Here is a 13,886-nt window from a genome sequence, read left to right on the forward strand (position 1 = left end):
TTCAGGCCCCTTTCGTGTGCGTTGTCCGTCCGCGGAGACGGCGGATCCCCTCACCGAACAGCACACTGGCCATCATGGCTGCGGCCAACGCGTTCCCGGTTTCGATCCCATGGTGCGGTACCTCGGTCATCGTCGGGCCGGTCCTGGTCTCAGCATGACCCGTTGGCGGGTGGCGCATCAGGAGGTCAAGTGCCCGGTCGGTGGCCTTACCCGCGGACTCGAGGGCGTCCCGACCGCCCTCGTAGCCCCTCTTGCGCAGTCTTTCGAGTCGGGAGTCCTTGTCGCTCTCCGGGCCCGCGATCCGGTCGCCCGTCCGGTCGGTGGGGTCCGGCCTGGCATCACCGATCACGTTGGAGCCGCCTTCGGCTCCGGCCGGATCAAGGCTCTCGCGAAGAGACTTGTCATCAGACACGAGTGCGTCGTTGGCGGCGGTCGCGCCGAGGCGGCTGTCGGCGCGGGAGGGACAGCCGTCGGCGCCGGGCTTGTCCGGTGGGGGCGGTGCGGGCCGGTCTGGCTTTTCCCCGGTGGTTTCGGGACTCGCGTCGGAGTCGTCAGGGGTGCGATCAACGTTCATCGGCCATCGCCTCCGCCGAACAGCGGTGGGGGGCCCGATCGGCCGTCGTCTTCCGGCTTGGGGTGGGGTGCGCCGGGGAGCCGGGGGCGCCGTGGCTTGGCCGGTGGTCCAGAGGTGCGGGGCCAGGTCTGCCCCTGGTCTCGAGGCGTGGGCCGGGGGCCGGACCGATAGCCGGGCGGTGGTCCGGGCGCGTACGGGAGTTGCGTCCGAGGGGGCTCGACGGCCGGTGGTCTGGCCCACGGCGGTGGCTGCGGGACCGCCGCCCGGCCGGCGGGCGGGGTGGGGCGGCGTGGCGGCGGGTCGGGGAGCGGGGTTGTGGCGACGCGGTCCAGGGTGACGATGGCCGGGTCGCACTCGACCGGGGTGATGCTCCGGCCGCCCCCGGGGAGGGTCTCGACCAGCAGGAGGGCGTGGTCGGGTAGATGTTGCAGCGTCACCGGCTCGACCGCGTACTCGTACACCCGCTGGGTGGTGTCGGCGTCGCTCCAGTTCGTGCCTACGGCGTAGGAGTAGGCGCTGGACCAGTTACGGGACAGTGAGCGGCTCTCGCCGCGGGTGTCGGTCTCGCTCGTGCCGCCGCCGCGCGTACGGGAGTCGCCGGTGTTGGTGGAGCGGTCGCCGAACGGGCCGTTGCCGGACCGGGTGGCTCCGGACGAGCGGGTGGTGCCCCAGTTGGTCGACGTGCCGATCGACGTGGAGAGACTGATCGTGTCGGAGTCTCCGGTGCCGACGGTCTCGGAGTCGGTGTGGGACTCGTTGCCGCCGACGTTCTTGGTGATCTGGGACAGCACGAACTTGTAGTCGCGGCCGATGAAGTCGGCGGCGTGGGCGGCGTCCTGGTGGTTCCCGAGGCGCATGAACGCGACCGCGCCGCCGCCGATCATCTCCTCTCCGGTCTCCCGCAGGCGCCGGTAGAGCAGGGTGAGGGGCACGCCGCGGCGTTCGCAGGCGTCCGACAGGCGTTCGAGGTGGCGGCGGGTCAGTTCGTCGGCGCCGGCCACCACCACCGACGGGCGGGGGTCGGGCGACGCGGCGACGCGGTGGGTGACCCATTGCACGACCAGGTCGGTGAGCAGCTCCGACCGTACGTTGCGGGCCTGGCTGTCCAGCGCGATGCAGGTGAGGTAGCCCGGCGGGCGTTCGGTCTGCTCGGTGCCGAGTCGCTCGATGGGGTGGATGTAGGACTCGATCCGGGAGAGGTTCGCGTGCGCCTGGCGGCGGTACTCCACGCTGAACAGCTCGCTCGCGATGCGGCGGCGCTCGTCGCGCTCCAGCGCGGGTGAGTCGTCGGGTTCGCCCATCAGGGCGCGCAGCGCCGCGCCGATCCGGGCGAGCGTGACGTTCTCCCCCAGAGCGTCGCAGACGCTGGTCAGGATCCGGTCGTCCATGCTGCGCTCGGCGCGTGCGGCCTCCGGGCCGCCGCCGTACATCGACTCCACGATCGCGTCCACCAGCTCGCGCGTCCCCAGGCCGGAGAGCAGAGTCGACTCGGTGAGCCGGGTCGGCAACAGCTGGGTGTCGACGTCGATCCGCGCGGCGCGGGCGAGTGCCGCCAGTTCGCCGCAGACCAGTTCGCGGGACAGGTCGATCACCAGCAGCGGCCCGGTGAACAGCGCCGATGCGCCGTACGTGCTGAGCAGGGCCTCCCAGCCCCACAGCGTGCCGCCGAACACGTCCAGACGCCGGGGCGACAGCGGGCGCGGGACCGCGCCCCACTCCGGACGCCCGTTCGCGGCGCCGTGCTCGTTCGCCTCGTGGTGGTGCCGGCGGGCCCGCCAGTCGCGCATCGCGTTCTCGTACGCCTGGTCGGCCTGACCGCGCGCCAGCTCGTACGCCTCGCGCGCGTTGCGGCGTGCGGACAGCGCGATGCCGGTCAGCGCCGCACCGGGGGCCAGGCAGACCAGCGACAGAAGGAGGGAACCGAGCGGCATCGCCGTCCCGCCGAGGGAGCCGTCACTCGCCGCGTACGCCGAGAACAGCGCCAGGATGACGAACGCGACGCCGCTCACCGGCAGGGCCCGGCTCAGCCGCCGCCGTGCCGTCTCTTCGGTCGCCACGACCTGCCGGTGAAGGTATTCGGGCAGCCGCTGCGGCCGCGGCTCGGGTTCGGTGAACGGCGTGTAGAACGCCCAGCGGTCACGGAAGATCCAGCCCAGCCGCGGCTCCGGAGAGAACAGCAGAGAACGCCGCTGCAACAGCGACTGCCGATCGACCGGCGCGACGGTCATGACAGCGAGACCCCCGTACCCCCAGGTCACCCGTTATTAACAACATGCCTGACTATCCCCGACCACCAACTCAAGCAGAGCAATGGCGGACTTGTCACCCCTTGCGCTCGCAACAACCGCTTTCTGTTTGGAACGGCGCTCATTAGCCTGGCCTGCCGACACCTGATGGCCTCGACGGGAGCCGACTGACCATGGCGGAACCGGTATGGGACGTGGTGCGGGGCGTGCCCGCGTGCCGGCTGGCGGAGGTTCCGCGGCGTCGGCTGACGGACGAGGGCGAGGTTCCCGAGCGGGACGACGGCCGGGACCAGCGGCTCGCGGCGCTCGTGTCCGCGTACCACAGCGGTGATCCGATGCTGCTCGGCTGGCGGCGGGAGAGTGCCGCCGGGCCGGTGGAGGTCTTCGTCGGCGGCCACGGGCTGATCACCGAGGAGGACGACGGCGGCGCGGCGTTGAGCCTGCCGGTGGGCGGGCACGGCCGGATGCTGGGGCCGGGGGCGGTCGCCGAGGTCATGCGGGAGTTCCCGTCCTGGGTGCGCATCGGCGGGGTCACCGACGGCCTGCTGACCGATGACCAGCCCGACCGGGCGGCGCCGGTGACGCGGCCCTCGCTCGAGGACTGCCTGCTGTCGGTGTGGACACGGCCGTTCGCGTGGCTGCTGCTGGCCGAGCCGGTCGGCGCCGAGGAGACCGGGCGGCTGGCCGACGACGTCGCCGACCGGGCGTACACCGCGCAGTCGATGGCCGAGCGTTCGCCGGAGAACGCGGTCGAGGCGGCGCGGCTCGAACGCCGGCACCGGGAGCTGCGCCAGGCCGCCACCAGCGGCCTGTGGCGCGTCTGGTTGCTGGCCGGCGGAACGGACCCGCGGGCGGCGGCGCGAGTGGCGGCGCTGGTGTGCGCGTCGGCGGACCTGGACGGGCTGCCGTACGCGCTCGCTCCGCAGGGTACGAGCGCGGCGTGGCCGTTCGAGGCCTCCAGCCGCCTGGTCGCGGCGCTGGCCCGCCCGCCGGCGCGTGAGGTGCCCGGGGTCAGGTTCGTCGTACGGCCCGAGTTCGACGTCACGCCGGAGACCGCGGCGGGCGGCGTGCCGCTGGGACGCGTGCTGGACCGCAACCGTACCGACGTCGGGGCGCTGTCGGTGCCACTGGAGAGCCTCAACCGGCACACGTTCGTGTGCGGGGCGACCGGCGCCGGCAAGTCCCAGACGGTACGCGGGCTGCTGGCGTCGGCGAGCGCGGCGGGTCTGCCGTGGCTCGTGGTCGAACCGGCCAAGGCCGAGTACCGCCTCATGGCCGCACGCCTGCCGGCCGCCGAGGTGGTCGCGATCCGGCCCGGCGAGGTGGACGCGATCGCCGCCGGCATCAACCCCCTCGAACCCGCCAGAGACGCCGACGGACGGGCGTTCCCCCTCCAGACCCACGCCGACCTCGTACGCGCGCTGTTCCTGGCCGCGTTCGAGTCCGACGAGCCGTTCCCGCAGGTGCTGTCCGCGGCGCTGACCCGCTGCTACGAGCAGCTCGGCTGGGACCTGGCCCTCGGCGAACCCCGCACCCCCGGCACCGCGCCCCGCTATCCGACGCTCGCGGACCTGCAGGCCGCCGCCGAGCAGGTCGTCACCGAGATCGGGTACGGCAAGGAGATCACCGACAACGTCCGCGGGTTCATCCGCGTACGCCTGTCCAGCCTCCGGCTGGGCACGACCGGCCGGTTCTTCGAGGGCGGCCACCCCATCGACTTCGAACGGCTGCTGGCCCGCAACGTCGTGTTCGAGATCGAGGACGTCGGTGACGACCGCGACAAGGCGTTCCTCATGGGCACCGTCCTGGTACGCCTGGTCGAGTACCTGCGGATGCGGCAGCGCACGAGTGCCGCCGCGACCGGCCTCGCGCACCTGAGCGTGTTCGAAGAGGCACACCGCCTGCTGCGCAAGAGCGAGGAGAGCGGACCGGCGGCGCACGCGGTGGAGATGTTCGCCGGCCTCCTGGCCGAGATCCGCGCGTACGGCGAGGGGCTGATCGTGGCCGAGCAGATCCCCTCCAAGCTGGTGCCCGACGTCATCAAGAACACCGCGGTCAAGATCGTGCACCGGCTGCCCGCCAAGGACGACCGTGACGCGGTCGGCGCGACCATGAACATCACCGACGCCCAGAGCCAGTTCCTGGTCACGCTGCGCCCCGGCGAGGGCGCCGTGTTCACCGACGGCATGGACTACCCGCACCTGGCCCGGATGCCCGACGGCACCGCCGTCGAGACCACCCGCGCCGCCCGTACGACCTCACCGGCCGTGCTGGTCGACCCGCGCAGCACCACGTGCGGCACCGACTGCCACGCCTCGCCGTGCACGCTGCGGGACATGCGCACCGCCCAGCGCGTCCTCACCGACCACCCGCAGGTCGTGCTCTGGGCCGAGCTCGCCACGGCGGCGCACCTGTCCGGCTGGGGCTCGCCGGTGCCCGCCCCGGCGATCCTCGACGCGCTGCGGGCACTGCCCGGCCGGCTGCGCGACTGCGCCCTCTCCCACGCCGTCGACGGCGCCGTGGCCGCACGCGCCTCGGCCATCGCCGCGCGCTCCGACCCCGGAAGGCTGGCCGACCACCTCGTCGCGACGATGCGCGGCCGCCTGAACGGCGGTCCCGTGTGCACGGGCGAGGAACCCGAATGGTTCACCGTCCCGTACCGGTGGTGCCTGGTGCTGGAAGAACTCCAGACCACCCACCGCCGTACGCCCGACGGCCCCCGCCACCCGTCCAGCCCGGAGTGGGAACACCGCTACGGACGCGCGGTGCCGGGCGGTGACGTCGCCGAGCAGCTGGAGCACGTGTCGCGCTGGTGGGACCGCGACCAGCGCGACCACACCGCCCGCGAAGCCACCCTCTGGGGCACGGCCACACCGTCGGCGATCGAGACCGCCGCCTCCGCCCGCCGCGGCGACGACGACTTCGCGACGCGCCTCACCGAAGCCGCGACCGACCTCGGCAACATCGACGGCCTCCTGCGCTTCTACCTCCCGCGGCCCAACGAGAACGCCGTGGCACCCACCGGCTGACCTACTCGGCCGACCTGTGACTGATACGCCTGCCCGCGTCGGTCTCCACCAGCGTCAGGGCGCCCGCCCAACGGGATGGATCGGCTGGATACTCCCACTCGCGCGGGTCCGCCAGCACCACCGGGAGCTGTTCACGTGGAACCAGATCGCCCGGCCCTGAACCCACCCGCCCATCCGGTGCCGTCCAGGGTTCCACCCGGCGTACCTCGAGCCAGCCTCGATCGACCAGCGACAACAGGATCGCCGCCACCTCGCTCAACGGTGCGGCCCGCGTCGACGCCGGGAGATCTCCCCAGACGCCGGGCAAGATGTCGTGCTCAGAGCCGTTGATCATGAAGGCCTTCTCGGCCTGCGGCAACGTGTCCCATTCGTCCTGACCCACCCCTCGATGTTGCCAGCCGGACGCGCCGATCAGGCGAGAGCACTAGGGTTCGGCCGGTGAGTTATCCCCACGCCGATCCGCGGCGCTACGAAGGGCTCCTCGCCCATGCCGAACGTCACCTGGGACCGGTGGTGCGCGGCGAGGGCCCGACGATCGACGGACGGAACCGGGGATTCTCCATCGGCTTCCATGAGCATCCCTCGTACGCCATGGTCTCGGTGGCGACGACGGGGGTGCGCTTCCAGAAGGTCACCGGCCCGTGTCCCGGGGAGTTCGTGGTCTCCGCCCGGCCCGGTCAGGAGCAGGAGGCGGCGTATCTCCTGCACGTCGTCGCCGACCGGGCCGTACGGAGCGGCAAGGGGTATGAGTACGGCGGCGGGTATGTCAACGCCGAGCCGCTGATCCCCGGCACCGCCATCGAGTTCCTCCTGGCCTCGCCGCATCCCTACGTCGACGAGGCCTTCGACCTCTTCTACGACGACGACGAGCTCGCGCTGCGGTACATCACCCTGATCCCCGCCACCCGCGCGGAGTTCGAGCTGGTACGCGAGCACGGAGACGATGAGGCGCTCCGCGACCTGTGGGAGTCGCGCGCCACCGACCTGCTCGACGTCTACCGGACCTCGGCCGTCTGAACTCGTTACTCGGCGGGGCGACCGCCGAACCGCCAGTCGTGAACCTCGACGCGTTCGTACAGCCCGGCCCGGGCGAAGGGGTCCTGCCGTACCAGCGTCTCAGCGGCGTCGCGGTCGGGCAGCTCCACCAGCGACGCCGTTCCCATCCAGTCGGCCCCGTCCTCGGACAGCAGCGGCCCGTGCGCGATGAGGCCCTCGGAACAGGCGTCGGCCAGGTACCGGCGATTCTCCTCGACCGTCGCAATGCGGTCCGCGATACGCGCCGTCCTGCCGTGCGCGAGGATCAGGAACCGCTGATGACCGGCCGTGCCGCCGGCGAACTCCCACATCGTGCGCCCAAGGGTGTTGTTCCAGCGGCGTACCAGCACCTCGTCGAAGACACCGGCGCGGTAGTAGGGCTCCTGGAACGCGAACTCGTACGCGGCGTCGGCGTCCGGCAGGTCGACGATGTGCATGCTGCCGGTCGCCTCCTCCCCGTCGGGCGTGAGCGTGGGACCGCGAGCGATCATCTTCTCGGCGTACCGGTCCATGAACGCCCAGTGCTCTTCGGCCATCTCCCAGCGCAGATCCCCGACACCCTGCTTGTCACGACAGTAGAAGAAGTACTCCACCCCGCTTGACTACCACAGTCTCGATCTACCGGCTCATCGGGACGGGGAGGCCGGAGGCGACCGGGCTCCGGCTGATCTCGTCGACGTGGCCGTCGTGGCCCACCAGCAGGACTCGGCGTTCGATCGTCGCGTCGTAGAGGACGTACGCGGTGATCGCGAAGCCGCGATCGTGGAGGTCGACGGCGGGCGGCGCGACGACCGCCGACACGGCTTCGACGGCGGCGTCGAGTCGCCGTCGTTCCTCGTCGGTCCTGACCGGGGCCCAGCGCACGTCGGCCACGTCACTGAGGACCTGGCCGAAGCGGCGCATCGGCCGGGTGGTCTCGAGGTACGCGCGGGCGATCGCGAGCGCGTCGTCGGGGACCACGCCGGGGATTCCGCTCGCGCGGATCATCGCGTTGAAAGAGTCGGGGGACTCGGTGAGATAGAAGACGGCGTGCGCCAGGAGCCCGATGTAGAAGCTGTTGCGGGCATGCGGGTACGTGTCGAACCGCACGATGTGTGCGCCGCCCGGCAACCGGTCCATCCGCCGGATCGTGGTGGTGGAAGCCGCGGCCTGCGCGCTCTTGGCCTTCCTGCCGGAGGCCGCCAGCGCCGCGCTCACGACGCGCCGGACGTCCGCCTCGTCAGGGAGCGTGCCGGCCCAGGTTGTGGACATTCCATTCCTCCCCGTAGTACTCGGGGTACGTTTGTCCGAACGTCGGGTCCTCAACGTGCCCCTCTCGGAGGAGTCGCAGGATCTCCTCGTGGCCCCCGGCCAGATAGGATTCCTGGAACGGCGCATCGGGCAGGTCCGGGTAGTGCCGCTGCAGCTCTATGTTGGCCCGGGTCTCCTTGACCAGCGCGCCCACTTCCTCTGATATCTGCGCCTCGATATAGCCGGCGCGGTCGAGGGTCTTGATCTGCGCGTAGGCGTTACGCCCCTCTTTCTCCAGGGCGATGTGCTCAGCCTCGTGGATGATGGTGATGGCCGGATGACCCTCTTCTTCCAGGTCCACCATGAGGCCGTTGAGGTGGTCGACATAACCGCTGCCCACGCCCCGGTTGAATTCCACCTCGACGCCGTACCGGCGCAGGATGTCCTCGGCCGCGCGTCCGTCGGGCCCGGCCTTCGCCAGCGCCGCGAGCACCTCGCGCCCCTTGGCGGAATCACGCACCGCCGCCCGCTCCGCCGCTTCGGCAGCGGGCCCCACGAGATGTCTGACTTCGAAAGGAACGTGCAGGAAGTACGTGACCCCACGGAAGATCGATCGCTCGACCGCTCCGCCCCCTTGCATGGGGAGATCTTCTCACGCGAACCGGCATGAGAAGAGGCCCTGCACTGATCTTCCCGCGCGAAGCCGAAGCCGAAGCCGAAGCCGCACGGAGTCTTGTCGGCGCGGCCAAGGAGATAATGCGATCCACGCTCAGTCGCCAATATGCGTTTCTCGCCCTGATCGCAGCCACTGGCTGACCTTCGTAGGAAGCGCCTTCTGGTCATCGATAAGACGGTGAGATCACGGGAAAATTCCGAGCGAAGCTACATGTCGGGCACATAATCCGGCTACCTTAGTCTGTCCGAATACCGGCGACTAAGGATCGTCGTGAGTAACCACGCGCACGGGCGAATCCGCGAACGAAGCCCACGCCGGGCAGGGAGGTCCTTACGGCAGGAAGATGACGTACTCCCCGAGTGTCTCGGTCAGCGTGGGCGGCAGCTCCGCCAGCGCCGACAGCTCCTCCACGGAGGTGAACCCGCCGCACTGCTCGCGTGTCCGCAGGATCCGGTCAACCAGTTCGGCGTTCATGCCCGGCAGCTGCGCCAGCACGTACGGCGGCACATGATTGACGTCGACCAGGCCGCCGTCGTCGAACCCGCGCGGCAGGTCCGGCCGCCCGATGCGCAGCTCCCATGCCATGACCGGGTCACGCGCGGACTCGCGAGCCGCGGTGCGAAGCTCCCGCCGCCCGGTGGCCATCCGGACGGCGCCTTCGTAGCCGGGGGCCAGGGGCGGCTGTGTGGCGAACACCCGCGAACGGATGGCGAACGCGTGCGCCGTGCCGCCGAGCCACAGGACGACGATCGCCGTGGCGAACACGTTTCTGCCCGCCGAGGAGTCGGGCGAGCTCGCAGTGGCGAAACCCGTGACGGTCAGTGCCAGGTAGCCGGCCACCACGAGCCAGTGGATGGCTTTACGCAGGCGAATCGCCGGAAACACGAAGACCAGCGTCGTGGCGATGCCGGCAGTGATCAGCGGCACGAGTGCCCAGATCACGCTGACGGCCGTACGAGTTCTTCTGCCCATGGATATTGGACGAGTCGGAAGGACCACCGGATCACCGCCAGCCCGACGATTTTCCCGGCAGGAGAATCAGAAGTCCCGTCGGTCGATCTCTCAGGGCGTCTCATCTGGGGTATCCGCCGTTGCGATGGGCCGGCCGAAGGTGAGGGCGAGTTGGAGGCCGGGTTCGATCGAGGTGCGGTACTGAGAGTCGGGTTCCGTCCCCACGGCATCCAGGACGGTGCTGAAGAAGCACCGGGCGGCGGCGGTCAGCACAACCTGGAAGATCTCAGTATCGGACAGTCCATGGCGGCGCAGCCCAGCGACATCGTCGGCGGTGATGGCAGTCGCATCCGTGACCACGCGTTCGGCGAAGTCGATGACCGCGACGTCGGCGGAGTCCAGGCCGGCATCGTGGTGGTCGGTGGCGAGCACTTCCACCGTCTCGGCATCGTAGAACCGGTCCCGAAGCGCCTTTCCGTGCGCGAGAGCACAGTAACTGGACCGCAGACGCCGCGCGGCCGCCAACGTCACCAACTCGTAGCGCCGCATGTCCATGTCCGCCTTGATCGCGGTGTTGAGCTGCTGCCAGGCCGCGTAGACGGCAGGTTGGAGCGCGAACACCCGGGTGTAGTTGGCGACATACCCCAGTGCCGCGCGGTCGGCTTCATACAGACGACCGGTCTGGTCCGCGGCGTTGGTCTCGGCGGGTGTCTGCAGGTAGCTCATGGCACCGTCCTTCGGGCTCCTCGAGGTCGGACAGGCAGGTGGCGTACTCCCCGCACCTCAGGGGACACGCCGCTCCCGACCTCAGAGTCCACCGATTCCCAGACCGCCACAACGGCTTGGCGCCTGAGATGTTCGATCAGCTGATCAGGCCGTCATCGCGGAGCGGACCGATCGGCCCGGGCCCGAACATCGGCGACCAGATTGGCCGCGTACGGTCCGGCTGCGTAGCGGGCCGCCTCGACGGTGTCCGTGACCGCGGCGACCGGGTCCGGGTTGGTCGCGCGGTGCAGGGCGAGCCAGACCCACGGATGTTCGCCGCCGTCGAGTTGGGACCGGCGGGCGCGCAGGTGGGCCTCCGAGGTCAGGGCGCGGGCGGCGACAGTGGCAACGATGTCCGGGTCTTTGCCGAGCCCGGCGTAGCGGGCCGCCTCCGCGGCGGCCCACCAGGCCAGGTCCCGCAGCTTTGGTTCGGGTAGCCCGGTCAGCGCTTCGGTGGCGCGGTCGGGCGGGTCGCCGGGCTTCGACCGGCGCGGGTACAGGGTGGGCAGGTCCGGCACGATCCAGAAACCGATGTCGGCGGCCTCGATCCGGGCCAGGTCTTCGGCAGTGATGCCGTGGCCGGTGAACCGCTGCACCGCGACCAGGCCCATCAGCCACTTGCCTCGGTGGTAGTCGGCGAAGTCCAGGCCCGCAAGCGCCGACGCGACCTGCGGTGGCGCGTCGAGGTCGGCGAACGGCTCCACCGACAGCAACACCTCGCCGTGCTCGGCGAAAGACAGCCGAGTCACCGCGTTGACGTTCCAGAACATGCTGGCGGCCCGCCCGCCGGCGGATGCCCGGGTCAGCACGGGCGCGTTCGAGCCCTGCCAGCCGTTGTACTCGACGACGAGCACGGCGCCGCCGAGGTCGAGCACCGCGACCCACGGATCGATCGACTGCCGGCTCATCAGGTCCTCGCTGATGGCCCGTATCGACTCCGGCCGGGCCGGGTCAGCGCCGAAGGCGCGTAGAACGTCCGCGACGTCCGCCACGGTCACCACCGTGACCGTCGCGGCCTCGGCGAGCGAGCTGCGGCGCAGCCACCGGTAGGCGGTTTCCGGTCGTTCTGGCCGTGCCGGCTCCGGCTCGCCGCGCAGCCGGTGGCCGAGCCGGTCGGTACGTGCGTACACGGTCTCGGGCGCGGCGGGCGCCTGCCACACCGCCAGCTCGTAGTGCTCGGTGTCGCCTTCGTCAGTGTCGTCCCGACCGCGGGCGTGGACCCGCAGCCGGTAGTCGCCCGGCCAAGGTGGGGTGACCTTGCGCAGGTGCGGCTCGACCGGGTCGGATCCGACCACGGAGGCACCGCCGACGGCCGCCCGCCAGCTGACCTCGACGATCTCCTCCCAGCCGGTCGCGACGTCCGGCGGTGGCCCGTCCAGGACACGCAACAGGATCCGGACGTGCCCGGTCTCGACCCCGGTGCGGATCACCGCACCGCCCGGAACGACCACGACCAGCCCATTGCCGTCGAAGTCGGCCTCCGGGATCTCGGTGCCCTCCAGCAACGCGAACCGGTGCCTCGACACCGGCACCGATCCGGCGGAGCCACGGGGCAGCAGGTACTCCGCCCGGGCCCGGGCGAGTTGCGCGGCGGCGTAGCCGGCGGGCATCGGAGCTTCGCGTAGCAGGAGCACCGCGGTGCCGATTGCGACGCCGAGCACCGCCGGTGGTTCGACCGCCCAGGGCCGGACGCCCACCCGGGGCAGAACGGCGGCAGCGGTGGCCACCGCCAGCGCGAGCCGTACCGCGCCGTGTGCCGCAGCGATCTCCTGCTCGTCGGTGATCTCAGGCCCCACCGCCAGGAGGGTGGTCACCCGCGGGTGGTCCGCCAGCCGACGGGCGAGCGCGGCGACCAAGGGCAACACACCAGGCCGGATCTGGTCCAGCGTGACCGCCCCGGTGACGGCCTCGCTCGTCCCGCTCATGATCCCGACACCGACGTTGCCGGTGGGTGGCTCACCCAGAAAACCGGTCAGGTCCGGGGCGCCGGCCAGGTCCAGCTCCGGCACGGTCAGCTCCAGCGCACCCAGCAGGCGCTCGACCAGCAACTGCGGCAGCGAGCCGAGCGCGTCCCGAACCGGCGAGTCGCCCCGCCCCGACCGAGCCCCGGAAGAGAACCGGGCCATCCGCCGGTGCCCGACGGCCGATCCGCGGGTCGGCCAGGTGTCGCCGTCGGCGGTTACCCGCAACCGACCGAGCTCGGCCGCCGGTGCCTGCGGAATGCGGGCGACGATGAGCGGCAGCGCAGTGGCGACCGGCCCGGCCAGCTCCGCCAGTACCGCATCAGGAACCTCGACCACAGCACCCCCGGCTACCCGAACGACCGGAGGCACACTCTAGACGTCGACGTAGCCGCACGTACGGCTGTCGTCCGGGACGGCCGGGCCGGTGTACCAGAGCGCACGCCATGAAGCCGGCGGCCGAGTGCCGTCCTGCGAGCGAGGGGGACTCAGCGGGCGGGAATCGGCTCGGATGACGGCCGCCACTCTCGCCTGATCAGCCCGTAGACCCACGAGTCAGAGACCTCGCCGTTCACGATGCAATCCTCCCGCAACGTCCCTTCGCGCACGAACCCGAGCTTCTCCAGAACGCGGGCAGATGCCACGTTGCGCGTATCGGTTTCAGCCTGGACGCGGTTCAGGTCCAGCGCGTCGAACGCCCACCGCAGCAACCCGCGCGCGGCTTCCGTCGCGTAGCCGTGGCCCCACGCGGCATGGTCGAAGCAGTAGCCCATCGACGCGCTGCGGTAGTCCGGATTCCACCCGTTCAGGCTGCACCAGCCGATGAACACCCCGTCGGAAACACGCTCTACGGCCAGCCGCGCCCCGGTACCCCCCTCGGCCATCTGCCGGCAAGCGTCGATGAACCGCTCGGAGCGCGCGCGGTCGCTCCACGGCGGCGCGTCCCAGTAACGCAGCACGTAGGCGCTGCTGTGCAGCGCGAAGAGGTCGTCCGCATCCGCATCGTCGAAGGGACGCAGCCGAAGGCGAGCGGTCTGCAGCGTGGGGGTGGGCAGCGGCACGAGCCTCATATTCCCTCCCGTGTTGGTGGTCGATCAATCAGACATCCGGTGCCAGGCCACTCGCAATGGAATTCTCGGCGGGCGGGCAGAACGAAGTGCCCGCTCATCGGCAGAAGAGTGCGCTCAAGCGGCTCGATTCGTAGGCGCGGCTGTACTCGGCCGCCGTACGGACACCAAAAAGCCCCCTTCCGTGATGGCGGATTCGAGGGGCCGTTGCAACATCCCTGACCGGGGAGTTCGATGGCCTTCGAGATCCGTGTGGATCGTAAGCCGCGGGGCAAGGCCCTGGTCCGTGAGCGGGAGGAATACTTCCGGCTTATGGATCAGGGCATGAGCAGTCGGGAAGCGTGCCGGATTG

Annotated in this window: 12 protein-coding genes; 2 read left to right on the forward strand and 10 right to left on the reverse strand. The window is 70.8% G+C overall.

Going from position 1 to position 13,886, the window contains the following annotated elements; all coding sequences use genetic code 11:
• Window position 1 precedes the first annotated feature (1 nt).
• Both QSK37_RS49005 and QSK37_RS49010 read right to left on the reverse strand, forming a co-directional pair.
• Window positions 2–574, reverse strand: coding sequence for a hypothetical protein (locus QSK37_RS49005; protein ID WP_285636290.1), 573 nt, complete (start codon window positions 572–574; stop codon window positions 2–4).
• Window positions 571–2,802, reverse strand: coding sequence for a hypothetical protein (locus QSK37_RS49010; RefSeq protein WP_285636293.1), 2,232 nt, complete (start codon window positions 2,800–2,802; stop codon window positions 571–573). The genes QSK37_RS49005 and QSK37_RS49010 overlap by 4 nt, the downstream gene beginning before the upstream one ends.
• A 191-nt stretch (window positions 2,803–2,993) precedes the next feature.
• Between QSK37_RS49010 and QSK37_RS49015 the strand changes: the two genes are divergently transcribed.
• Window positions 2,994–5,849 (forward strand): ATP-binding protein, encoded by a 2,856-nt coding sequence (locus QSK37_RS49015; protein ID WP_285636296.1) that lies wholly within the window; start codon window positions 2,994–2,996, stop codon window positions 5,847–5,849.
• Window position 5,850: 1 nt separating this feature from the next.
• On the opposite strand, the gene QSK37_RS49020 is transcribed toward QSK37_RS49015, so the two are convergent.
• Window positions 5,851–6,231 carry a hypothetical protein gene (locus tag QSK37_RS49020; RefSeq protein WP_285636299.1) on the reverse strand — a complete coding sequence of 127 codons (381 nt, stop codon included), beginning with the start codon at window positions 6,229–6,231 and terminating at the stop codon, window positions 5,851–5,853.
• A gap of 56 nt (window positions 6,232–6,287) precedes the next feature.
• Here QSK37_RS49020 and QSK37_RS49025 point away from each other — a divergent pair, with 56 nt between their 5' ends.
• On the forward strand, window positions 6,288–6,866 hold the full coding sequence (locus QSK37_RS49025; protein ID WP_285636302.1) for a suppressor of fused domain protein: 579 nt from the start codon (window positions 6,288–6,290) through the stop codon (window positions 6,864–6,866).
• Between the two features lie 5 nt (window positions 6,867–6,871).
• Here QSK37_RS49025 and QSK37_RS49030 read toward each other — a convergent pair whose 3' ends face one another.
• The 7 genes from QSK37_RS49030 to QSK37_RS49060 form a co-directional block, all read right to left on the reverse strand.
• Complete coding sequence (locus QSK37_RS49030) at window positions 6,872–7,477, reverse strand: YciI family protein (protein WP_285636305.1); 606 nt, start codon at window positions 7,475–7,477, stop codon at window positions 6,872–6,874.
• 25 nt (window positions 7,478–7,502) lie between these two features.
• Complete coding sequence (locus QSK37_RS49035; protein WP_285636308.1) at window positions 7,503–8,135, reverse strand: hypothetical protein; 633 nt, start codon at window positions 8,133–8,135, stop codon at window positions 7,503–7,505.
• A complete protein-coding gene (locus QSK37_RS49040; RefSeq protein ID WP_285636311.1) occupies window positions 8,104–8,754 on the reverse strand; it encodes a hypothetical protein in 651 nt (216 codons plus the stop codon). The genes QSK37_RS49035 and QSK37_RS49040 overlap by 32 nt, the downstream gene beginning before the upstream one ends.
• A 366-nt stretch (window positions 8,755–9,120) precedes the next feature.
• Window positions 9,121–9,762 carry a ComEA family DNA-binding protein gene (locus QSK37_RS49045; RefSeq protein WP_285636314.1) on the reverse strand — a complete coding sequence of 214 codons (642 nt, stop codon included), beginning with the start codon at window positions 9,760–9,762 and terminating at the stop codon, window positions 9,121–9,123.
• 90 nt (window positions 9,763–9,852) lie between these two features.
• Entirely contained in the window at window positions 9,853–10,467 is a 615-nt protein-coding gene (locus QSK37_RS49050; protein WP_285636317.1) for a carboxymuconolactone decarboxylase family protein, read from the reverse strand.
• Window positions 10,468–10,619: 152 nt separating this feature from the next.
• Window positions 10,620–12,806 carry a DUF6461 domain-containing protein gene (locus QSK37_RS49055; protein WP_285636320.1) on the reverse strand — a complete coding sequence of 729 codons (2,187 nt, stop codon included), beginning with the start codon at window positions 12,804–12,806 and terminating at the stop codon, window positions 10,620–10,622.
• A 149-nt stretch (window positions 12,807–12,955) separates the two neighbouring features.
• On the reverse strand, window positions 12,956–13,537 hold the full coding sequence (locus QSK37_RS49060; protein WP_285636323.1) for a GNAT family N-acetyltransferase: 582 nt from the start codon (window positions 13,535–13,537) through the stop codon (window positions 12,956–12,958).
• Window positions 13,538–13,886 lie beyond the last annotated feature (349 nt).

It is taken from the genome of Actinoallomurus iriomotensis, assembly GCF_030269445.1.
GTDB classification, from domain to species: Bacteria; Actinomycetota; Actinomycetes; order Streptosporangiales; family Streptosporangiaceae; genus Actinoallomurus; species Actinoallomurus iriomotensis.

What these genes read in the sequence shown, in the direction of transcription:
- QSK37_RS49005 (WP_285636290.1), bottom strand. Translation starts at nt 574, where the DNA reads ATGAACGTTGATCGCACCCCTGACGACTCCGACGCGAGTCCCGAAACC.
- QSK37_RS49010 (WP_285636293.1), bottom strand. Translation starts at nt 2,802, where the DNA reads ATGACCGTCGCGCCGGTCGATCGGCAGTCGCTGTTGCAGCGGCGTTCT.
- QSK37_RS49015 (WP_285636296.1), top strand. Translation starts at nt 2,994, where the DNA reads ATGGCGGAACCGGTATGGGACGTGGTGCGGGGCGTGCCCGCGTGCCGG.
- QSK37_RS49035 (WP_285636308.1), bottom strand. Translation starts at nt 8,135, where the DNA reads ATGTCCACAACCTGGGCCGGCACGCTCCCTGACGAGGCGGACGTCCGG.
- QSK37_RS49040 (WP_285636311.1), bottom strand. Translation starts at nt 8,754, where the DNA reads ATGCAAGGGGGCGGAGCGGTCGAGCGATCGATCTTCCGTGGGGTCACG.
- QSK37_RS49045 (WP_285636314.1), bottom strand. Translation starts at nt 9,762, where the DNA reads ATGGGCAGAAGAACTCGTACGGCCGTCAGCGTGATCTGGGCACTCGTG.
- QSK37_RS49050 (WP_285636317.1), bottom strand. Translation starts at nt 10,467, where the DNA reads ATGAGCTACCTGCAGACACCCGCCGAGACCAACGCCGCGGACCAGACC.
- QSK37_RS49060 (WP_285636323.1), bottom strand. Translation starts at nt 13,537, where the DNA reads ATGAGGCTCGTGCCGCTGCCCACCCCCACGCTGCAGACCGCTCGCCTT.